This window comes from uncultured Bacteroides sp., from assembly GCF_902491285.1.
In the GTDB taxonomy this organism is placed as follows: Bacteria; Bacteroidota; Bacteroidia; order Bacteroidales; family Bacteroidaceae; genus Bacteroides.
This window is the reverse complement of sequence record NZ_CABUHK010000028.1, coordinates 37,782-55,918: the sequence shown is the minus strand read 5'-3', so window position 1 is coordinate 55,918 and position 18,137 is coordinate 37,782. Positions and strand designations below refer to the sequence as shown.

The 18,137-nt window shown below is 44.6% G+C and carries 17 protein-coding genes, 2 pseudogenes and 1 riboswitch; of the genes and pseudogenes, 5 read left to right on the top strand and 14 right to left on the bottom strand.

Annotated features, from left to right (window positions below; translation table 11 throughout):
• A pseudogene (locus RDN93_RS09655) lies at window positions 1–88 on the bottom strand (methionine aminopeptidase); the annotation flags it as partial.
• Between the two features lie 52 nt (window positions 89–140).
• Window positions 141–239, bottom strand: a pseudogene (locus tag RDN93_RS09650) (DUF4858 domain-containing protein); the annotation flags it as partial.
• A 193-nt stretch (window positions 240–432) separates the two neighbouring features.
• Between RDN93_RS09650 and RDN93_RS09645 the strand changes: the two are divergent.
• Together RDN93_RS09645 and RDN93_RS09640 are read left to right on the top strand one after the other, a co-directional pair.
• Window positions 433–696, top strand: coding sequence for a hypothetical protein (locus RDN93_RS09645; RefSeq protein WP_308745313.1), 264 nt, complete (start codon window positions 433–435; stop codon window positions 694–696).
• Window positions 693–995, top strand: a complete 303-nt coding sequence (locus tag RDN93_RS09640; RefSeq protein WP_308745312.1) for a hypothetical protein — start codon at window positions 693–695, stop codon at window positions 993–995. Before RDN93_RS09645 ends, RDN93_RS09640 begins: the two co-directional genes overlap by 4 nt.
• Window positions 996–1,029: 34 nt before the next feature.
• On the opposite strand, the gene RDN93_RS09635 is transcribed toward RDN93_RS09640, so the two are convergent.
• Window positions 1,030–2,670, bottom strand: coding sequence for a DUF4080 domain-containing protein (locus tag RDN93_RS09635; RefSeq protein ID WP_308745311.1), 1,641 nt, complete (start codon window positions 2,668–2,670; stop codon window positions 1,030–1,032).
• A gap of 120 nt (window positions 2,671–2,790) precedes the next feature.
• Between RDN93_RS09635 and RDN93_RS09630 the strand changes: the two genes are divergently transcribed.
• On the top strand, window positions 2,791–3,189 hold the full coding sequence (locus tag RDN93_RS09630; protein ID WP_308745318.1) for a hypothetical protein: 399 nt from the start codon (window positions 2,791–2,793) through the stop codon (window positions 3,187–3,189).
• Between the two features lie 66 nt (window positions 3,190–3,255).
• Here the strand turns inward: RDN93_RS09630 and RDN93_RS09625 are convergent, their stop codons facing one another.
• Window positions 3,256–4,176 carry an RluA family pseudouridine synthase gene (locus tag RDN93_RS09625; protein WP_308745310.1) on the bottom strand — a complete coding sequence of 307 codons (921 nt, stop codon included), beginning with the start codon at window positions 4,174–4,176 and terminating at the stop codon, window positions 3,256–3,258.
• Between the two features lie 12 nt (window positions 4,177–4,188).
• Complete coding sequence (gene rlmD / locus RDN93_RS09620) at window positions 4,189–5,559, bottom strand: 23S rRNA (uracil(1939)-C(5))-methyltransferase RlmD (RefSeq protein WP_308745317.1); 1,371 nt, start codon at window positions 5,557–5,559, stop codon at window positions 4,189–4,191.
• Between the two features lie 247 nt (window positions 5,560–5,806).
• Here rlmD and ppdK point away from each other — a divergent pair, with 247 nt between their 5' ends.
• Together ppdK and RDN93_RS09610 are read left to right on the top strand one after the other, a co-directional pair.
• The gene (ppdK, locus tag RDN93_RS09615; protein ID WP_308745309.1) at window positions 5,807–8,527 is read left to right on the top strand and encodes a pyruvate, phosphate dikinase; all 2,721 of its coding nucleotides are present in this window, start codon (window positions 5,807–5,809) and stop codon (window positions 8,525–8,527) included.
• A gap of 222 nt (window positions 8,528–8,749) precedes the next feature.
• The gene (locus tag RDN93_RS09610; protein WP_308745308.1) at window positions 8,750–9,262 is read left to right on the top strand and encodes an outer membrane beta-barrel protein; all 513 of its coding nucleotides are present in this window, start codon (window positions 8,750–8,752) and stop codon (window positions 9,260–9,262) included.
• A gap of 89 nt (window positions 9,263–9,351) precedes the next feature.
• On the opposite strand, the gene RDN93_RS09605 is transcribed toward RDN93_RS09610, so the two are convergent.
• The 9 genes from RDN93_RS09605 to RDN93_RS09565 all read right to left on the bottom strand — a co-directional run bounded on the left by RDN93_RS09605 (window position 9,352) and on the right by RDN93_RS09565 (window position 18,013).
• Complete coding sequence (locus tag RDN93_RS09605) at window positions 9,352–9,960, bottom strand: thiamine phosphate synthase (protein WP_308745307.1); 609 nt, start codon at window positions 9,958–9,960, stop codon at window positions 9,352–9,354.
• 61 nt (window positions 9,961–10,021) lie between these two features.
• Complete coding sequence (locus RDN93_RS09600) at window positions 10,022–10,714, bottom strand: HesA/MoeB/ThiF family protein (protein ID WP_308745306.1); 693 nt, start codon at window positions 10,712–10,714, stop codon at window positions 10,022–10,024.
• 4 nt (window positions 10,715–10,718) lie between these two features.
• The gene (gene thiH, locus RDN93_RS09595; protein WP_308745316.1) at window positions 10,719–11,843 is read right to left on the bottom strand and encodes a 2-iminoacetate synthase ThiH; all 1,125 of its coding nucleotides are present in this window, start codon (window positions 11,841–11,843) and stop codon (window positions 10,719–10,721) included.
• Window positions 11,844–11,847: 4 nt separating this feature from the next.
• Window positions 11,848–13,542 carry a phosphomethylpyrimidine synthase ThiC gene (gene thiC, locus RDN93_RS09590; protein WP_308745305.1) on the bottom strand — a complete coding sequence of 565 codons (1,695 nt, stop codon included), beginning with the start codon at window positions 13,540–13,542 and terminating at the stop codon, window positions 11,848–11,850.
• Between the two features lie 34 nt (window positions 13,543–13,576).
• On the bottom strand, window positions 13,577–14,353 hold the full coding sequence (locus RDN93_RS09585; protein WP_308745304.1) for a thiazole synthase: 777 nt from the start codon (window positions 14,351–14,353) through the stop codon (window positions 13,577–13,579).
• A 33-nt stretch (window positions 14,354–14,386) separates the two neighbouring features.
• Complete coding sequence (locus tag RDN93_RS09580) at window positions 14,387–15,004, bottom strand: thiamine phosphate synthase (RefSeq protein WP_308745303.1); 618 nt, start codon at window positions 15,002–15,004, stop codon at window positions 14,387–14,389.
• 4 nt (window positions 15,005–15,008) lie between these two features.
• Entirely contained in the window at window positions 15,009–15,209 is a 201-nt protein-coding gene (gene thiS, locus RDN93_RS09575; protein ID WP_308745302.1) for a sulfur carrier protein ThiS, read from the bottom strand.
• 60 nt (window positions 15,210–15,269) lie between these two features.
• Window positions 15,270–15,363, bottom strand: a riboswitch (TPP riboswitch).
• 217 nt (window positions 15,364–15,580) lie between these two features.
• Window positions 15,581–16,198 carry a superoxide dismutase gene (locus tag RDN93_RS09570; protein WP_308745301.1) on the bottom strand — a complete coding sequence of 206 codons (618 nt, stop codon included), beginning with the start codon at window positions 16,196–16,198 and terminating at the stop codon, window positions 15,581–15,583.
• Window positions 16,199–16,273: 75 nt separating this feature from the next.
• On the bottom strand, window positions 16,274–18,013 hold the full coding sequence (locus RDN93_RS09565) for an RHS repeat protein (protein WP_308745300.1): 1,740 nt from the start codon (window positions 18,011–18,013) through the stop codon (window positions 16,274–16,276).
• Between the last annotated feature and the right edge of the window lie 124 nt (window positions 18,014–18,137).

The window sequence follows — 18,137 nt, the reverse complement described above, 5'->3', positions numbered from 1 at the left end:
CTTGTTTTCTGTATTTCTGTATTTTCGCTTCTACTTCAGCCGGATAATTGGAGGGAGTAAACCGGAATCCCTTGATAAAGTTCTTCATTATTATAGGATGTTTTTTAATCGTATTACAAAGGTACGAGAATTAATGGAATTTACCATTCATATGAAACACTAACTTGTGGTATCCATTCCCATCTTTTTCGTAGGGCATTGTATTGATATTGCATACCGGTTTTAATCTTCCAGTTTTCTGTATGGACGATGGAGAATAGGAAATGCTGCTACAAATGATAAATGAATAGTGATTATTTCACAAAAGATGGGGATACTTTCCTTTTTTTATGTTTGCATTGTTTGAGTTGGTAGAATATCCGTAAAAAAGAACTTCATAATTTGTATATATCATATATATCATATATATTTGCTAGATAACAACAATGACTTATGGACGCAACGATTAAAAATACAAAAAGAAAAGTGATAGACATTCCGGATGATATTTTCCGCTACTTGTCTATTAAGGCAGCAGCTAAAGGTACGAATTTGAAAAAGTATATTGAAGGGTTGCTTGTGAAAGATGTGGAAAGTATGATAGAAAATATGGATGATAATGAAGCATATAGATTGCTTTCAAAAAACGAGCCGGAAGGGCTTACACCTGCTAGTGATGTAGAGCAGGAAGAATTTCGTAAATGGCTTGGAATATGAAAGTGGAATTTTCTAAGACTTTCATTAAAGCTGCAAGTAAATTATCTGGTAAAACAAAAGAATCTCTTCAGAAAGCTATTTTAGAAGTTGAACAAGCGGATAATATCAACAAGATTACCGACTGCAAAAAAATGGTAGATTTCGATTATATCTATCGGATTCGTATAGGAAGTTATCGGGCTTTCTTTATTTTTCATGTACAAATAAAAGACGATGTTGTCTTGTTTCAATATTTGTTATCAAGAGGGGAAGCATATAGTAAAAAGAATGAAGAAAGTTTGAGACTAAAAGATAGATGATTAAATGCTCTTTCTGTAACTATTAGAACTATATCTAGAATAATTTATTAGCTTTAAATACCGGTTGTATCTTCTGAATCTCCGATTCAAAGCCGAACCAGTATCCATGCCCTTCTTCGTCAACGGGAAGAAAACATAATCGTAGATTCTCACGATACGAGCCATATTCCACTTCCCATTTTTCAGGGGGAACTTGTCTTTTTGTCCTTACTCTTTCTGCTGGAGCTTTTTTAAGCGACATACCTGCTTCTATCCATGCGATGCTGACTTGCGTCAGGTAATCCGGATAATGATTTTTACAGAAATCGTATAGAATCAATCCTCTTCTTTCTAAACTTAAAGGAGTATCGATGACATCTGTTTGCACCAAATGGTCAAGGAATTCATGTAAGAAAGAAGGATTCTCCAAAATTAGTGTCCGGGTAATTTTTTGCCAGGTAGAAGTATTGTAGAATCCGTCTAACATACGGGATAGGTAATGGGCCGTTTGCAGTTCGTCTACTGATATTTCACGGGTCTGTAACACTTCGTACGGTGGGAGCGGTGAGTATTGGATGCCTAATTCCTCTGCTCTTCTTCGCATTTCCGTGCCGGGAAGCAGCTTTAGGGATTCCAGTTGGATTTCTCCTGCGCCATATTCTGCCAAGGTGCGGACATCTTCGAATATCTCGGATAAGTGATAGAGTGGGAGTCCTGCTATCAGGTCGGCATGTGTCTCCATATTTTTTAGAGAGCAGAGGTATTTTAATCCTTCAAGAGCGTCGGATAGCTTTCCGATGCGTCGGCTTTGTTGTAGAACCGGTTCTTTTAAACTCTGGATTCCGGCTTCCAGGTGTAATAAACCTTTAGGGAGAACAGATAACTCCTTTTTAAGTTCTTCGGAAAGGAGAGCCGGATGGATTTCAAGATGGAAACAGATGTCCGGATAGTTGCGGAATAGGTCGAGTAATTCTTTTGCCCGCTTATTGTTGTAATTAAAGGTACGGTCGAGGACACGTACATTCTTGATTCCATGCTGGTGAATGTCATTCAGACGTTCACGGATAGCTTCCAAAGGGATGGTGCGGACGGGCTTTTCACCGCCGCTGACGCAAAAGGCACATGTGTTGAAACATCCCCGGGTTGTCTCTAGTTGGACAAAGGGCTTGCTCCAATTGAAGAAACAGCTCTTTTCAGGGGATATGAGCTGGGAGAAATTCATGACGCGGGCGATGCCGTTGTCTTGATATTGATTGTTTTCATCAAGATAACAGAGGCCTGTTATTGATTTCCACTCTTCTTTTGGGTGATTCCACACTTTTAGCCATAAAGGGAATACTTCTTCGCCTTCTCCGCGAAACACTCCGCTTACAAATTTGTTCTTATATAAGAAAGCTTCGTTGTCTCCTAAAAACTCGGGACCGCCGAGTATGATGCAGCAATGAGGTAATAATGCTTTTGCACGTGAAACGATGTGTAATAGTTGCTCGTGATTGAATAACCAGTTTGTGGCTGCAATGATATCCGGCCGGTGACGGTAGATTTGATTGACAACGCTACCGGTATTTTCATTGATTGTGGCAGAGACTACACACCATTCGATAGTAGTATCATCTGCTATTTGAGCATGGAGTGCAGGGAGTGCCAATGAGGAGTGGGCATAGGAGCTATTTAAATCGAGCCAAAGAAGTTTCATGTAATTTTTTTAATATTATCGGGGCAAAGGTACAAAAAACTTATGGCTTGAAGCGTATAGTAAAATAAAAACGCTAAATTTGTATTTATAAACGCAATAAACTGGAAAATTATGAAAATGATTAAGAGATATGCAGGTATCTTAATGATGCTGACTTTATTGGTTGGCTTTGCTTCGTGCGAGGACGATGAAGATTTAGAAGAGCAGATGTTCGGCAGGATATGGACAGGAGATGTCGGCATGAGTGCTGCCAATGGAAGGTATATATATAGTGAGTTTACTTTTGATCCGGATGGTTTTGGTGAAGAATATCAATATTATCGTAACGGTGAACTATATGATCATTTTCGTTTTCAGTGGTATTGGGAGGAACGTTACAGTAATAACCTTATTTTGGATTATGGTAGAAATGGAATCTCCTACATGGATGATGTGAACATACGTCGGGGGTTAATGACTGGAATTTTTTATTTGACAGGAGATTCAGAGGGTTTCCCTTTTACATTGGAAATGCAATAGAAGATGAATATTTTAATATAAATAAAAAGCGGAAGTCTCTTTTTTAAAGAGTTCCGCTTTTATTTTTTATTTCTTCAGAAACAACTTCTTGAAATCTCCCGGATAAGGTGTCTCAAACTCCATTAAATCTCCCGTTACCGGATGATAAAAACAAAGCTTGAAGGCATGAAGGGCTAACCGTCCGATAGGATTCGAATAGTTTTCTCCGCCATATCTTCCATCACCGACAATCGGATGACCCAAATCCTGCATATGTACACGAATCTGATTCTTGCGTCCTGTCTCCAGGTCGAGTTCCATAAGAGAATACCCGTTCGCACGTTTGATTGTTCTATAATGGGTGATTGATTTTGAACCGCCATCATCATATTCGCTGGAACTTACATACAAAGTCTTGTCGGTCAACCAGGATACTACCGTATCATAATCTTTTTCCATAGTTCCTTCCACTACGGCTACGTATCTGCGGTCGGTCACTATTTCGTGCCAGTTATCACGCAGAACCCGCTGGGTCTTCTCGTCTTTGGCAAACATCATCAAGCCGGAAGTGTCCCTGTCCAGGCGGTGAACGACGAATACGCGAAACTGACGTCCCGAACGTTGTACATATTCATTAAGTATTGTATAAGCGGTACGCTCTTTCTGACGCTCCGTATTGACAGACAAGAGTCCTTGCATCTTCTCGACAACAATGATATAAGCGTCTTCATACACGATTTTCAGCAATCTGTTGTTAAACTCTTTCTTTCCTTTTTGCTTGCTGATTTTCACCTTCATTCCCGGTTGAAGGGGGAAGTTGAATTGTGTAGTAATCACATTATCAACAAATACCACCCGCTTGCTTAACAAAGATTTCAGCTTTGTGCGGCTTGCGTCCGGCATCTTGGCAGCCAGAAAGTCCATGAGTTCCATCGGTTCTCTGACTGCATAATTCGTATATTGGGCACGTGCTTTTTCAGCAGGCGTCTTTCTTGGTCTTTTTTCCATTTCTTTTTTCTTTTATCGAAGTTCTAGCAGTACTACATTCTCCACATGATGAGTGTGAGGGAACATATCTACCGGCTGCACTGCCTTCACCTTGTATTTACCATCCAGCAACTGCAAATCGCGTGCCTGGGTAGCAGGATTACAACTTACATAAACAATACGTTTGGGCTCGGCAAACAAAATGACATCAACCACATCCTGATGCATACCCGCACGAGGCGGGTCTGTGATGATGACATCCGGACGTCCGTGCTGATTGATGAATTCCTGAGTCAGCATATCCTTCATGTCGCCGGCATAGAACAAAGTGTTCTTGATATCATTGATTTCCGCATTTACTTTTGCGTCTTCGATAGCTTCCGGCACATACTCGATGCCAATCACCTGACGAGCCTGGCGTGAGACGAAATTGGCAATCGTTCCTGTTCCGGTATAAAGGTCATACACCAGCTCGTTTCCGGTCAGTCCGGCAAAGTCGCGGGCTATCTTATACAGGTTATATGCCTGTTCCGAATTAGTCTGATAGAACGATTTCGGGCCTACCTTGAAACGCAGTCCTTCCATCTCCTCAAAGATATGATCCTTGCCTTTGAATACGTGCACATCCAAATCGTTGATGGTGTCGTTGCACTTATTATTAATAATGTATAATAGAGAAGTAATTTCCGGGAAAGAGTCGGCAACGAACTGAAGCAGTTGCTTGAACAGTTCCATCTCGTGGTCTTCCGTGATTTTGCAAATGATGATTACCATCAGCTCACCTGTCGAGGAAGTACGGACAATCATGTTCCGCAACATGCCTTCCTGCGTGCGCAGATTAATAAAAGAATAATCGTGCTCGTAAGCATAATCGCGTATCGCGTTACGGATACGGTTGGATATATCGTCCTGCAACCAGCATTTCTCGATAGCCAGTACCTTGTCGAACGCTCCCGGAATATGGAAACCGACAGCATTCATCTGGTCATACTTCACATCCTGACGGACTTCCTCGTTGGTCAGCCAACGTTTATTGGAGAATGTGAACTCCAACTTGTTCCTGTACCATTCGGTTTTTGCCGAACCGAGAATAGGGGAAATTTCGGGAAGTTCGATCTTGCCGATACGTCTCAGGTTATCTTCCACTTGTTTCTGCTTATATCTGATTTGCTCCGGATAGGGGAGCACCTGCCACTTACAGCCGCCGCATACGCCATAGTGCTGGCAGAAAGGAACGGCGCGGTCGGGCGACAGTTCATGAAACTTCACCGCTTCTGCTTCGGCATATTTATTCTTCTTACGCTTGATCTGAAGGTCTACGACATCACCCGGCACTACGTAGGGAACAAAAATCACCAGGTCGTTTACTTTTGCGATGGCTTTTCCTTCGGCAGCCACATCCATGATTGTTACCTTCTCCAATAAGGGAAGCTCTTTTTTCTTTCTTGCCACTTTTACACCAGTCTAATAATTACTTTGCAAAAGTAGGTATTTTTTTTGGAAAATTTTCGTGTCTGTTGAAATAATCCAGATTGTAATGTCGAAATTGCATTTTGATAGAAAGTTTTTTCGCAAAAAGTTTTCTGGTTTGCGAAATATCCTTAGATTTGCGAACAGAAAAAAGTCATAATGTAACTTTAAACACAATATTATGGATAAAAAAAGAGTTTATACCTTTGGAAATGGTCAGGCGGAAGGAAAAGCCGACATGAAGAATTTGCTGGGTGGTAAAGGTGCAAACCTTGCCGAAATGAATTTAATCGGAATTCCAGTCCCTCCCGGATTCACAATAACTACAGATGTTTGTACGGAATACAACACGTTAGGACGTGATAAAGTGGTTGAATTGCTGAAAGATGAAGTCGTTAAGGCTATCTCTAATGTAGAAGGCTTGATGAAATCAAAATTTGGTGACATTGAAAATCCTTTGTTGGTGTCTGTACGTTCCGGCGCCCGCGCATCCATGCCGGGTATGATGGATACTATCCTCAACCTTGGTTTGAATGACGAAGTGGTGGAAGGAATTATCCGCAAGACAGGCAATGCACGTTTTGCATGGGATTCTTACCGTCGTTTTGTACAAATGTACGGTGATGTGGTTTTGGGAATGAAGCCTACTAATAAGGATGACATCGACCCGTTCGAAGAAATTATCGAAGAGGTGAAAGAAGCGAAAGGGGTGAAACTTGATAACGAGCTGGAAGTGGAAGACCTGAAAGAACTCGTGAAGAAATTTAAGGCTGCCGTAAAAGAACAGACCGGAAAAGATTTCCCGACTTGTGCATACGAACAACTTTGGGGAGCCATCTGCGCTGTATTTGATTCGTGGATGAATGAACGTGCTATCCTCTACCGTAAGATGGAAAGTATTCCTGACGAATGGGGAACAGCCGTAAACGTACAGGCAATGGTATTCGGTAATATGGGAGATACTTCCGCAACCGGTGTTTGTTTCTCACGTGACGCCGGTACGGGTGAAGACCTTTTCAATGGTGAGTACTTGATTAACGCGCAAGGTGAAGACGTAGTAGCCGGTATCCGTACTCCGCAACAGATTACCAAGATCGGTTCTCAACGCTGGGCTCAACTGGCCGGTGTAAGCGAAGAGGAACGCGCTGCGAAATATCCTTCTATGGAAGAGGCTATGCCGGAAATCTATAAAGAACTGGATGAGCTTCAGACGAAACTGGAAAACCACTATAAAGATATGCAGGACATGGAGTTCACCGTACAGGAAGGTAAACTCTGGTTCCTTCAGACACGTAACGGTAAACGTACGGGGGCTGCCATGGTGAAGATTGCTATGGATTTGCTTCGTCAGGGCATGATTGACGAAAAGACAGCTTTGATGCGCGTAGAACCGAATAAGTTGGACGAACTGCTTCACCCTGTATTTGACAAGGATGCTTTGAAGAAGGCAAAAGTATTGACCCGCGGTTTGCCGGCTTCTCCGGGTGCTGCGACAGGCCAGATTGTATTCTTCGCTGAGGACGCTGCCGAATGGCATGCTGCCGGAAAACGTGTGGTGATGGTTCGTATCGAAACTTCTCCTGAGGACTTGGCAGGTATGGCTGTTGCCGAAGGGATCCTTACAGCCCGTGGCGGTATGACTTCTCATGCTGCCGTAGTAGCCCGCGGTATGGGTAAATGCTGTGTATCGGGTGCAGGTGCTCTGAATATTGACTATAAGGCACGTACGGTGGAAATTGATGGTGTGGTGCTGAAAGAAGGCGATTACATCTCTCTGAACGGAAGTACGGGTGTGGTATATAATGGTAAGGTAGAGACGAAAGCTGCCGAGCTTTCCGGCGACTTTGCCGAATTGATGACACTTGCCGATAAATATACCCGTCTGCAGGTACGTACCAATGCGGATACTCCTCATGATGCGGAAGTGGCCCGTAACTTCGGTGCGGTAGGTATCGGTCTTTGCCGTACGGAACATATGTTCTTTGAAGGTGAGAAGATTAAGGCAATGCGTGAAATGATTCTGGCAGAAGATGCCGAAGGACGTCGCAAGGCATTGGCTAAGATTCTTCCGTACCAGCAGGCAGACTTTAAGGGTATCTTTAAGGCAATGGCAGGTTGTCCGGTGACTGTACGTCTGCTCGATCCTCCTTTGCACGAGTTCGTTCCCCACGATCTGAAAGGACAGCAGGAGATGGCGGATACCATGGGTGTAAGTTTGCAGTATATCCAGCAACGTGTAGAATCACTGTGTGAACACAACCCGATGTTGGGTCACCGTGGTTGCCGTCTGGGAAATACATATCCTGAAATTACTCAGATGCAGACACGTGCTATCCTGGGTGCTGCATTGGAACTGAAGAAAGAAGGAGTGGAGACTCATCCGGAAATCATGGTTCCGTTGACCGGTATCTTGTATGAATTCAAGGAACAGGAAAGTGTGATTCGTACGGAAGCAGCGAAGCTGTTTGAAGAACTGGGAGACAGCATTGACTTCAAGGTAGGTACAATGATCGAAATTCCGCGTGCAGCTTTGACAGCCGATCGTATTGCTTCTTCTGCTGAATTCTTCTCATTCGGTACAAATGACTTGACGCAGATGACCTTTGGTTATTCTCGTGATGATATTGCTTCTTTCCTTCCTGTTTATCTGGAAAAGAAGATTTTGAAAGTAGACCCGTTCCAGGTGCTCGACCAGAATGGTGTGGGACAATTGGTTCGTATGGCAACAGAAAAAGGCCGTGCTATCCGTCCGGATTTGAAATGCGGTATTTGCGGTGAACATGGTGGCGAACCTTCTTCAGTGAAATTCTGTCACAGAGTAGGATTAAACTACGTTAGTTGTTCTCCATTCCGCGTGCCTATCGCAAGATTGGCTGCGGCGCAAGCAGCAATAGAAGGGTAGTTGAATACACTGGTTAGGTACTTAACTATCTGATAAATAGGCTGTAAATACTTGAGAAAGTATTTGCAGTCTATTTTTTTTGTGAGCTGATAAACTGTGTATTTTATAAAAAACTAACTAAAAAGTTGTTTTATCAAGAAAAGGATTATACTTTTGCACCCCGAAAAATAATAAGGTATTTCGGGGATTGCCCCGTAGTGTTTAATTAAAGACAACGATAAAATGAAAAAGATTGTAATTTTGTTTTTTGTGGTAATGGTAGCATTGTCTGCCAAGGCTCAATTCTATGTAGGTGGTAATGTTGCATTGTGGCATAATGATGATGCTGATAATACTTCTTTTTTGATAGAGCCGGAGCTTGGATATAATTTGAGTGAGCAATGGGCAGTCGGGGCTACATTGGGATTTGCACATAACAGCGAAGAGACGGCCGGCTTCAAAAATGCTTTCAGTTTTGCTCCTTACGTTCGCTATTCATATTATGAAAATAAAGTGGTACGCCTGTTTTTGGATGGTGGTATCGGAGTTTCCTCTGTAAAGTGGGATGGAGAATCTGAAGGTGGTTTTGAATTAGGTATCAAGCCGGGACTTGCTATAAAATTGAACGATCATTTCAGCTTGGTGACCAAATGTGGTTTTCTAGGATATAGGGATGATTATGTGTATGGCACTAACGGTTACGGATTTTCATTTGGCAGCGAGGACTTGTCATTTGGCTTCCACTACGAATTCTGATAAGGAGAAACGAACAAAAAACAGGAAAGGGAGTCCCTTAAAAATAGGGGATTCCCTTTCTTTATTATAAACTAAGTTACGCATTTATTTTAATCCGACAACTTCTTCAACTTCTTGAAATGCTCAATCACAGCCAGATAATCTTGATCCGAGCAAGCATCGAACCTATTCCAAAGGTCACCCAGTACGACAGCCCCACCAAAACCGAAATCTTTAATTTCGAGTAAGTTATCTTCGTTGATACCGCCCAATGCCATTACTTTGGAGTCAATGATTCTGGCTTTTTGAGCCTCACGCAATTCTTCGGCGGTATATGTAGAATAGTAGTTCACCTTGGAGATGCTGTCATAGATAGGACTCATGAAAACATAATCATAGAAATGCTTTCTATTTTTCACTTCTTCGACAGAATGGCAGGAACAACTGACGTGCCCCGCATAGTCATGCGGCTCTTTCGGATTACGTGCATTCAGATGAATCCCCATCAGGTTGAATTCTTCTTTCAAGTAAAAGTGCTCGTGTGTGACAATGCGACGGTGATATTTTTCAGGGATAAGCGTCAGTAACCGTTCTGAATACATGGCCGGAGTCTCCGGTTTCCTAAGATGTAGAATGTCCAGTCCCTCTTCGAAAAGAGCAGTAATAATCTTATCTTCTTCAACGAAGAAAGTGGGTGTGGTGACTACAATTAATTTCATTTCCTTTGTTAACTTGGATTGTTTAGCAAAGTTAGTAATTAACTATATCACAAACCAACGTTTATAGTGAAAATTTGTTAGATTGCAATGTCCGCAAGTCAATAGTCCATAGCTCGCCCGCTAAAACGTTGCCAAAACCACAGATTATTTTCAGGACTTCTGTAGCTTCAATGCTTCCTACGACAGCGGGAGTTATTCCCATTACGCCTTTAGGTGGCGGTGGCATCCGCTTCATTTCTTCTTCATCGGGATAAAGGTCGCGGTAACTTTTCTTCCGGTTTCCATAATTGAATACCGAAACTTGTCCTTCGAAACCACAGATAGCACCGTATACGTACGGCTTTCCCTGTTCGATACAAATATCATTAATCAGATAACGTGTGGCGAAGTTGTCGCAGCCATCCACAACCATGTCGTATTCCCGGATAATGTCGCGGGCATTCTCCTCTGTCAGCCGGGTGGGGTAGTGGTGTACCTTGATTTCACTGTTAAGGGCAGAGAGCCGTTCCGCCGCACAAACTGCCTTAGGCCTGTCCAGCTCTTTTTCGGAATAAAGCACTTGCCGTTGCAGATTGCTGATGCTTACCTTGTCATCATCTACCAGCCCGATATATCCCACACCGGCACCCGCCAGGTAAAGGGCTATGGGAGAGCCCAGCCCTCCCACGCCTACAATAAGCACTTTGGCTTCTTGCAGTTCTCTTTGACCTTCTTCTCCGATTTCGGGAAGAATTATTTGCCTGTCGTACCGCATCCGCTTATCTTTTGAAATCGAATGACTGATCCCAATCCTTCCAGATGGGTTCACGGCCTAATTTCTTCAAATCACGTTCCACTTCAACCGCTTTCCGTTCGTCACTGACATGGAATTGCTCCAATGTCTGGGGATAACTGTAATATCCTCCCGGCTCTGTCTTGCTTTCCGCACTCATGGTCGTAACACCCAGTGTTGCCATATTGTTCCGGATTTCTGCACTTTCACGGGTAGAATAGGAGATGTCTACATCATGGTCGAAGATACGCATGGCGAATGTCAGTTGCGCCAGTTCCCGGTCGTTCATGATAACATTCGGTTGGAAACCGCCATTCTCCGACGGACGCATACGGGGGAAGTTTACGCTATATTTGGTTTTCCAGTAGTGCTTTTGAAGATAACGCAGATGATACGCCATCATCGTTACATCTGTCCGCCATTCTTCCAGGCCTATCAGGACACCCATGCCGATTTTATGTACACCTGCCTGTCCCATGCGGTCAAAACCATTGACGCGCCATTCAAATTTAGACTTCATGCCTCTTGGATGGTACGTCTTGTAGTTTGCCTTGTTGTAAGTTTCCTGAAAACAGATTACGCCGTTCAGTCCATGCTCCGTCAGTTCCTTATACTCTTCCGCTTTCAGCGGCATTACCTCGATTTGCAGATTACTGAAATAAGGTTTTGCCAAATCCAGCGCACGGGCGATATACGGAACTCCGGCTGCCGCAGGGTTCTCGCCCGTCACGAGCAGAAGATTCTCAAAAGGAGCCAACCGCTTGATAGCCTTGTATTCATTGATAATCTCTTCCTCTGTCAGTATTGTCCTCTTCATCGGGTTACTGATGTGGAAACCGCAATAGACACAGGAATTAGTGCATGAATTAGTCAGGTAGAGCGGGACAAACATCGAGATTGTTTTGCCGAACCGTTCCATCGTGTATTTTTGGCTGAGACGTGCCATCACTTCCAGATAGGGAGCGGCGGCAGGTGAAATCAGCGCCATAAAGTCGTTGACGTCCAAATGCTCTTTCTTGCCTAGCGCACGGCGTACGTCGGCATCTGTTTTGGAATAGATGGCTTTTGTCGTCTCTTCCCAGGATATTTTTTCTAATTCGTCTGAGAACATTGTATTAATCATTTTTTTTACTCTTTTTTAAATCACGTGATAACCGCATCGCACAGAAGTTAGGGCCGCACATCGTGCAATATTCACCGTCGATATGATGTCCGGCACGGAAATACGTCTGTGCCCGTTCCGGGTCGAGGGACAAGTCGAACTGGTCTTTCCAGCGGAATTCATAACGTGCTTTGCTCAATGCATTGTCTCGTACCTGTGCGCCCGGATGCCCTTTGGCAAGGTCGGCGGCGTGAGCGGCAATTTTATAGGTGATAACTCCTACGCGTACGTCCTCTTTGTCCGGCAGGGCAAGATGCTCTTTCGGAGTTACATAACACAGCATTGCCGTACCCAGCCAGCCTATCTGCGCTGCACCGATAGCGGAAGTGATATGGTCGTATCCCGGGGCAATGTCCGTCACCAACGGGCCGAGCGTGTAGAATGGCGCGTCATGGCACTTCTCAATCTGGCGTTCCATATTCTCCTTAATCTTGTGCATCGGCACATGGCCGGGGCCTTCGATAAATGCCTGTACATTCTTGTCCCAAGCACGGAGTACGAGTTCTCCCATTGTATCCAGTTCTGCAAACTGGGCTTCATCGTTGGCATCGTAGATGGAACCCGGACGCAGTCCGTCACCTAAAGATACCGCTACATCATATTCCGCCAGAATATCACAAATATCGTCAAAGTGCTCGTACAGGAAACTTTCCCGGTCGTGAACCAGACACCATTTGCTCATGATACTTCCCCCACGGCTGACGATACCGCACAACCGCTTGTCGGCAAGGTGCACATTGTGGCGACGGATACCTGCATGAATCGTAAAATAATCCACTCCTTGCTCACATTGCTCAATCAAGGTATCCCGGTAGATTTCCCAAGTCAGGTCTTCCACTACACCGTTCACTTTTTCGAGCGCCTGATAGATAGGAACCGTGCCGACCGGAACAGGACAGTTGCGGATAATCCACTCGCGTGTCTCATGGATATTCTCTCCTGTGGAGAGATCCATCAAAGTGTCACCGCCCCATTTGCAGCTCCACAGTGCTTTTTCCACCTCTTCGTCAATGCTCGAAGTAGTAGCCGAGTTGCCGATATTCGTATTGATTTTTACCAGGAAGTTACGTCCGATAATCATTGGTTCCGCTTCTGGATGGTTGATGTTGGCAGGCAGTACGGCACGGCCTTCAGCTATTTCCTGGCGGACGAATTCGGGAGTGATATGCGTCTTGATTCCCAATTCCTCGCAATTCATATTTTCGCGGATGGCTACGTATTCCATTTCGGGAGTTATGATACCTCTTTTCGCATACGCCATTTGTGTGATGGCTTCTCCCTTTTTCGCACGATAGGGCAGGGCGATATGTTCAAAACGCAGATGGTCGAGACTTTTGTCATCCCGTCTCATCCGTCCGTATTCAGAGGTGATTTCAGGAAGCTGTTCCACATCACCGCGACTGACAATCCATTCTTCGCGCATTCGCGGCAATCCCTTTTTAAGGTCGATATTCATCTCTGTATCACTGAAGGGCCCGCTGGTGTCGTATACATATACCTCAGGATTCGGTGTCGCTATCTTTTCTTCGCCTTCAAAACTGACACTGGGCACTTGTTCCACTTTCCGCATGGCCACACGGATATTCGGAAAAAGTTTGCCGGGTAAATATACTTTCTGAGAGCGGGGGAATTTTATTCTTTGTTCCATAATTGTTGTTTTATAGTCAACTACTTGTTCATAATTATTTATCCAGAAAAGCAGTTAAAGGTGAACTCGCCTCCGCTATAAAATTATCGGCTTGCAGTCCTAATCCCGCTTCGTAAGCCTGTCTTCCGGCTTCGGTGGCAGCTTTGAAAGCCTTTGCCATCTCTACCGGGTTTCCGGCAACGGCGATTGCCGTGTTCACCAATACGGCAGAAGCTCCCAGTTCCATCGCTTCGGCAGCATGGCTTGGCGCACCGATACCGGCATCCACTACAACGGGAATACCCGCCTGTTCGATAATGATTTGCAGGAATTCTTTGGTTTGCAGGCCTTTGTTCGTGCCAATCGGCGCACCGAGCGGCATGACGGTAGCTGCGCCGGCTTCTTCCAGGCGCTTGCAGAGCACAGGGTCAGCCTGGCAATAAGGCAACACGACAAAGCCCAGTTTCACCAGCTCTTCCGTAGCTTTCAATGTCTCGATGGAGTCGGGGAGCAGATAGCGGGGGTCAGGATGTATTTCCAGTTTCAGCCAGTTTGTTCCAAAGGCTTCACGAGCCAGTTGTGCGGCGAATACAGCTTCTTCCGCATCACGCACACCGGAAGTATTGGGCAATAACTGGATATTCGGATGGATAATATGTTTCAGCATGTCGTCCTCTTTGTTGTCCATGTCGATACGTTTCATGGCAACCGTAACCATCTCTGTGCCAGATGCCAGGATGGACTGTTCCATTACTTCATTGGAATTGAATTTTCCTGTTCCCAGGAAAAGGCGGGAGTTAAACTCGCGTCCTGCAATTACTAACTTTTCCATGTCTTTGGGAATTTTAGAATGATAGTTTTTTATTTATGAGTTACTTAAAATTCTGCGTGTTTCCGCTACCGGATTCTCCGCCCGAAGAATCGTGCCGGACATGGCAATCCCGTTGACTCCTGTACGGAGGATAGCGGGAATATCCTCAGCGGTAATTCCACCGATGGCCACTACGGGCAGTTCGATATTCACTTCTTTCATCTGCGACATGATAGAGGCATAGCCTTCCAAGCCCAGTACAGGGCTAAGGTTCTTTTTGGTGGTGGTAAACCGGAAAGGGCCGATGCCGAGATAATCGGCTCCGGCGCGGTAATGCTGTACGACATCTTCGAATGTATTTGCCGTGCCGCCGATGATAAAGGCTTCTCCGAGTACTTGTCGTGCCTGGTCGATGGGCATGTCTTTCTTACCCAGATGCACACCGTCCACTTCCAGCTTCTTTGCCAGTTCGACGTGGTCATCGAGAATTAAGACGGCTTCGTGCTCCTTGCAGAGCGGCTTCAGTTGCAGGGCTACAGCTTCCACCTCTTCGAGAGGAGCTTCCTTCATGCGTAGTTGAATCCATTTGCATCCACCTTCGAGAGCCATGCGTGCCGATTCGAGGTACGAATACCGTTCGGTCTGATGCGTGATAAATTGTAGACTGACCATTCCGTTATCCCCCGCAAGCAGCTTTGATAATTACCAGGTTATCGTTCTCATGAAGCGTGAAACGTTCCCACTCGGTGCGGGGAATCATTTTGTTGTTTACGGCGATAGCGATGCCTTGAACCGGAAATTCGAGTTGCGCTGTCAGTTGTGTAAGGGTAGAGCCGGGAGTCGTTTCCACCTCTTTGTTGTTCACTTGTACTTTCATTGTCCTATCAGAATAAATAAGTTGAAAGTAAATACAAAGAGCGTGCTTTTATAGAAAGGCGATAAGAAGAAACACAATCCCTACGTCAGTGCTAACTGCCTCAGGTTCCTAGGGTATAATCTCAGCCCCTCATGGGGCACCCCTTTGTCTTTACGGGAGCAAAGTAAGCGAAAAAGAAACAGAAAAACACTAAATCAGCAGATTTTTTTTCATTTTTCTTCCGGTTCCCTTTTTTTGATTGGATGAAAAAACAAATCGCGCGCCATTCTTATGGTCTTTGTCAATCCATATATTTATTCTTATACAAAAAAAAGGCCGCTGTGATTTTCACAACGACCTTTTCATTAGTATAGTTTAGTCAGTCAATCCGGTTACATCCTTTTTTCAACCACATCCCAGTCGATGATATTCCACAGCGCGTTGACGTGGTCGGCACGGCGGTTTTGGTAATCCAGATAATAAGAGTGTTCCCACACATCGAATCCGAGAAGCGGTTTCAATCCGGCACGTACAGGATTGCTGCCGTTTCCTTCTTTGGTGATGTGCAGTTTGCCGTTCTTATCAACGGACAGCCATGCCCATCCCGAACCGAACAATCCTACTGCTGCTGCGTTGAACTCTTTCTTGAAGTTTTCAAAGCTGCCGAAGTCGCGTTTGATAGCTTCTCCCAGTTTGCCTGTCGGTTCCTTCTTTGAGGGTTTCGGTGCAAATTGCAGGAAATACAGGTTGTGGTTCAATACTTGTCCGGCGTTATTGAATATAGCTCCATCCGGTGCGGCTGCAACGATTTCTTCTACCGTTTTACCTTCATATTCTGTTCCGGGCACGAGGCTATTCAGATTATTTACATACGTTTGTAGATGTTTTCCGTAATGGAAATCTATTGTTTGCTGACTGATTACAGGTTCCAACGCATTGTTTGCGTAAGGAAGTTTAGGCATTTCGTAAGTCATGGTCATCATAATTAAAGACATTAATATAGTATTCATAATGTTACAAGTTTTAATTGGCTTGTTATACTATAATAACAGAAGCCTTCTGCAAAATGTTCACAGTATCTTATTTTATTTATAAATATACTGTATCCGTTCCACTGCTTGCGGGTTGTCGCGGTTCGTGCGGCAAATCCATTGTCCCGTATTGTCATATTCGTAGTAAGAATTTCCATCAATACGGTTCCCGTATTTATCGTACAGGCAGGTCAGGCAGCCGGACGTTTTCTGGTTGTTGCCCATAATCCGCTGGTAGACAATCTGTGTCAGATAACCGTATTTATCATACTCGTAAGCCTCTTTTTGTGAGATAATCTGGTCGGGGGAGTTGGCGAAAAGCAGGTTCTGATGTTGCGATGCGACCAGTCTGCCTTTGTCATCATATTTGTTCGCAGTGTATGTCTGGAGTTCCCCGTTTTTGTTGTATTCTTTGGCTTCGGTCAGTAATCCTTGCTTGTCATAAGTGCTGATAATAAGTCTTCCGTCCGTATATTTAAGGGAATCGCTCTCGATGCTTCCATCGGTACCGATGCGGCGTGTCCGTCGGTAAATGTCCGTCTTGGTTTTCGGATTCGTCTGCACTTCAAAGATACAATGCCCCTGCGGGTCATATAATCTGTTTGTTTGTATCTCATTGCTTGCCTGCCCGTTTTTCATGGTCAGTGCGAGGGTGGAGACGAGCTGCCCTTTATCGTCGTACGAATAAGTGGTCGAAATATTTCCTGTGCTGTCGTTTTCGGCAGACTTTATCAGTCGTCCCGCGTTATAATATTTCACAGATGTAGGAGTGGAGACGATTGCTTGCAGGATAAACGGCGTCCGCAACGCATTGGCTTGGTCGCGGAATTCTTTGTATTTATGCGTACTCAGAAATTCCTGCAGCAGATCCAAAGATTCGGAACTGACGATAGCCGGCTTCAAAAGCTCAAAATCCGCTTTCTCACTGAGATACTCTAGGTCATTCAGATGCTTGCGCGCCGTGGCATCCAGATAAGGAGTACGTTTGTAGTCGTCAATAATTTGCCGGATGGCGGTCGCATTTCCTCCTTCCCGCAGGCTGTCGATGCTATGGAACAGGTAATTGTCATATAACGCTTGGACTTCAGCCAGGAATGGACGGGTATCCTTGTCCGTGAAGAATTTCTGCATGGCGGGATTATCAAAGAAAGCCTTGAAATTCTCCGGTGTAGGATTGCTTTTCACAATCTGGTAGAGCCGTTTGTTTTCGGCGGCATTGATTTGGGAGACGAACTTCCCGTTCGGATATTCCGCCATATACATCTGATAAATGCCGGGTGCAGGTGCTTTCAGCATGCCTTCCAGTAATGCCATTTCGCGGATATCCCGTATCTTCTGCGTCAGGGCGGAGTCTGCCGGATAGCCGCTTGAACGGATACTGTCCATTAATGTCCGGCTGAACGGAATCCGGTCTTTCGAAGCCTCTAATATGTAGATAATAGATTGCTCCGCTTTGTCCTGTACGTTGGAAATCTGAATTTTCTCCTCTTCACAGATGTTGGGGAAGTAGGATTTGGCTGCCTTCTCGTAGCATCCGAAATAATTGGTAGCAGCCTGTTCGCTTTGGTTGTTCCACAGTTCGTTGAGGACATCCAGCAGTTCCAGTTCCTCAGCATAATATGCCTGCGTTTCATCGTCTACCTTTTCTCGGTTTTTCTGCCATTTGTCAGCGTCGTTATCATTCAGATATCTGAGCAGCTTTTCCATGCGGCTCTGCTTCTGTGCCATGGCCTGTGGAATACAGGCGACCAGGGCTAAACTCAAAATAATCGATAAAAATATACCTCTTTTCATTGCTTTTGGGGGTTAGGTTAAAATAGTTAGTGATGAAAAATCGTAAAAATACCTTCATTCTCGAATGAATATTATACTTTTGTATTGAGAACAAAATTGAACGCCAAGAGTTTGTTAAAAAACT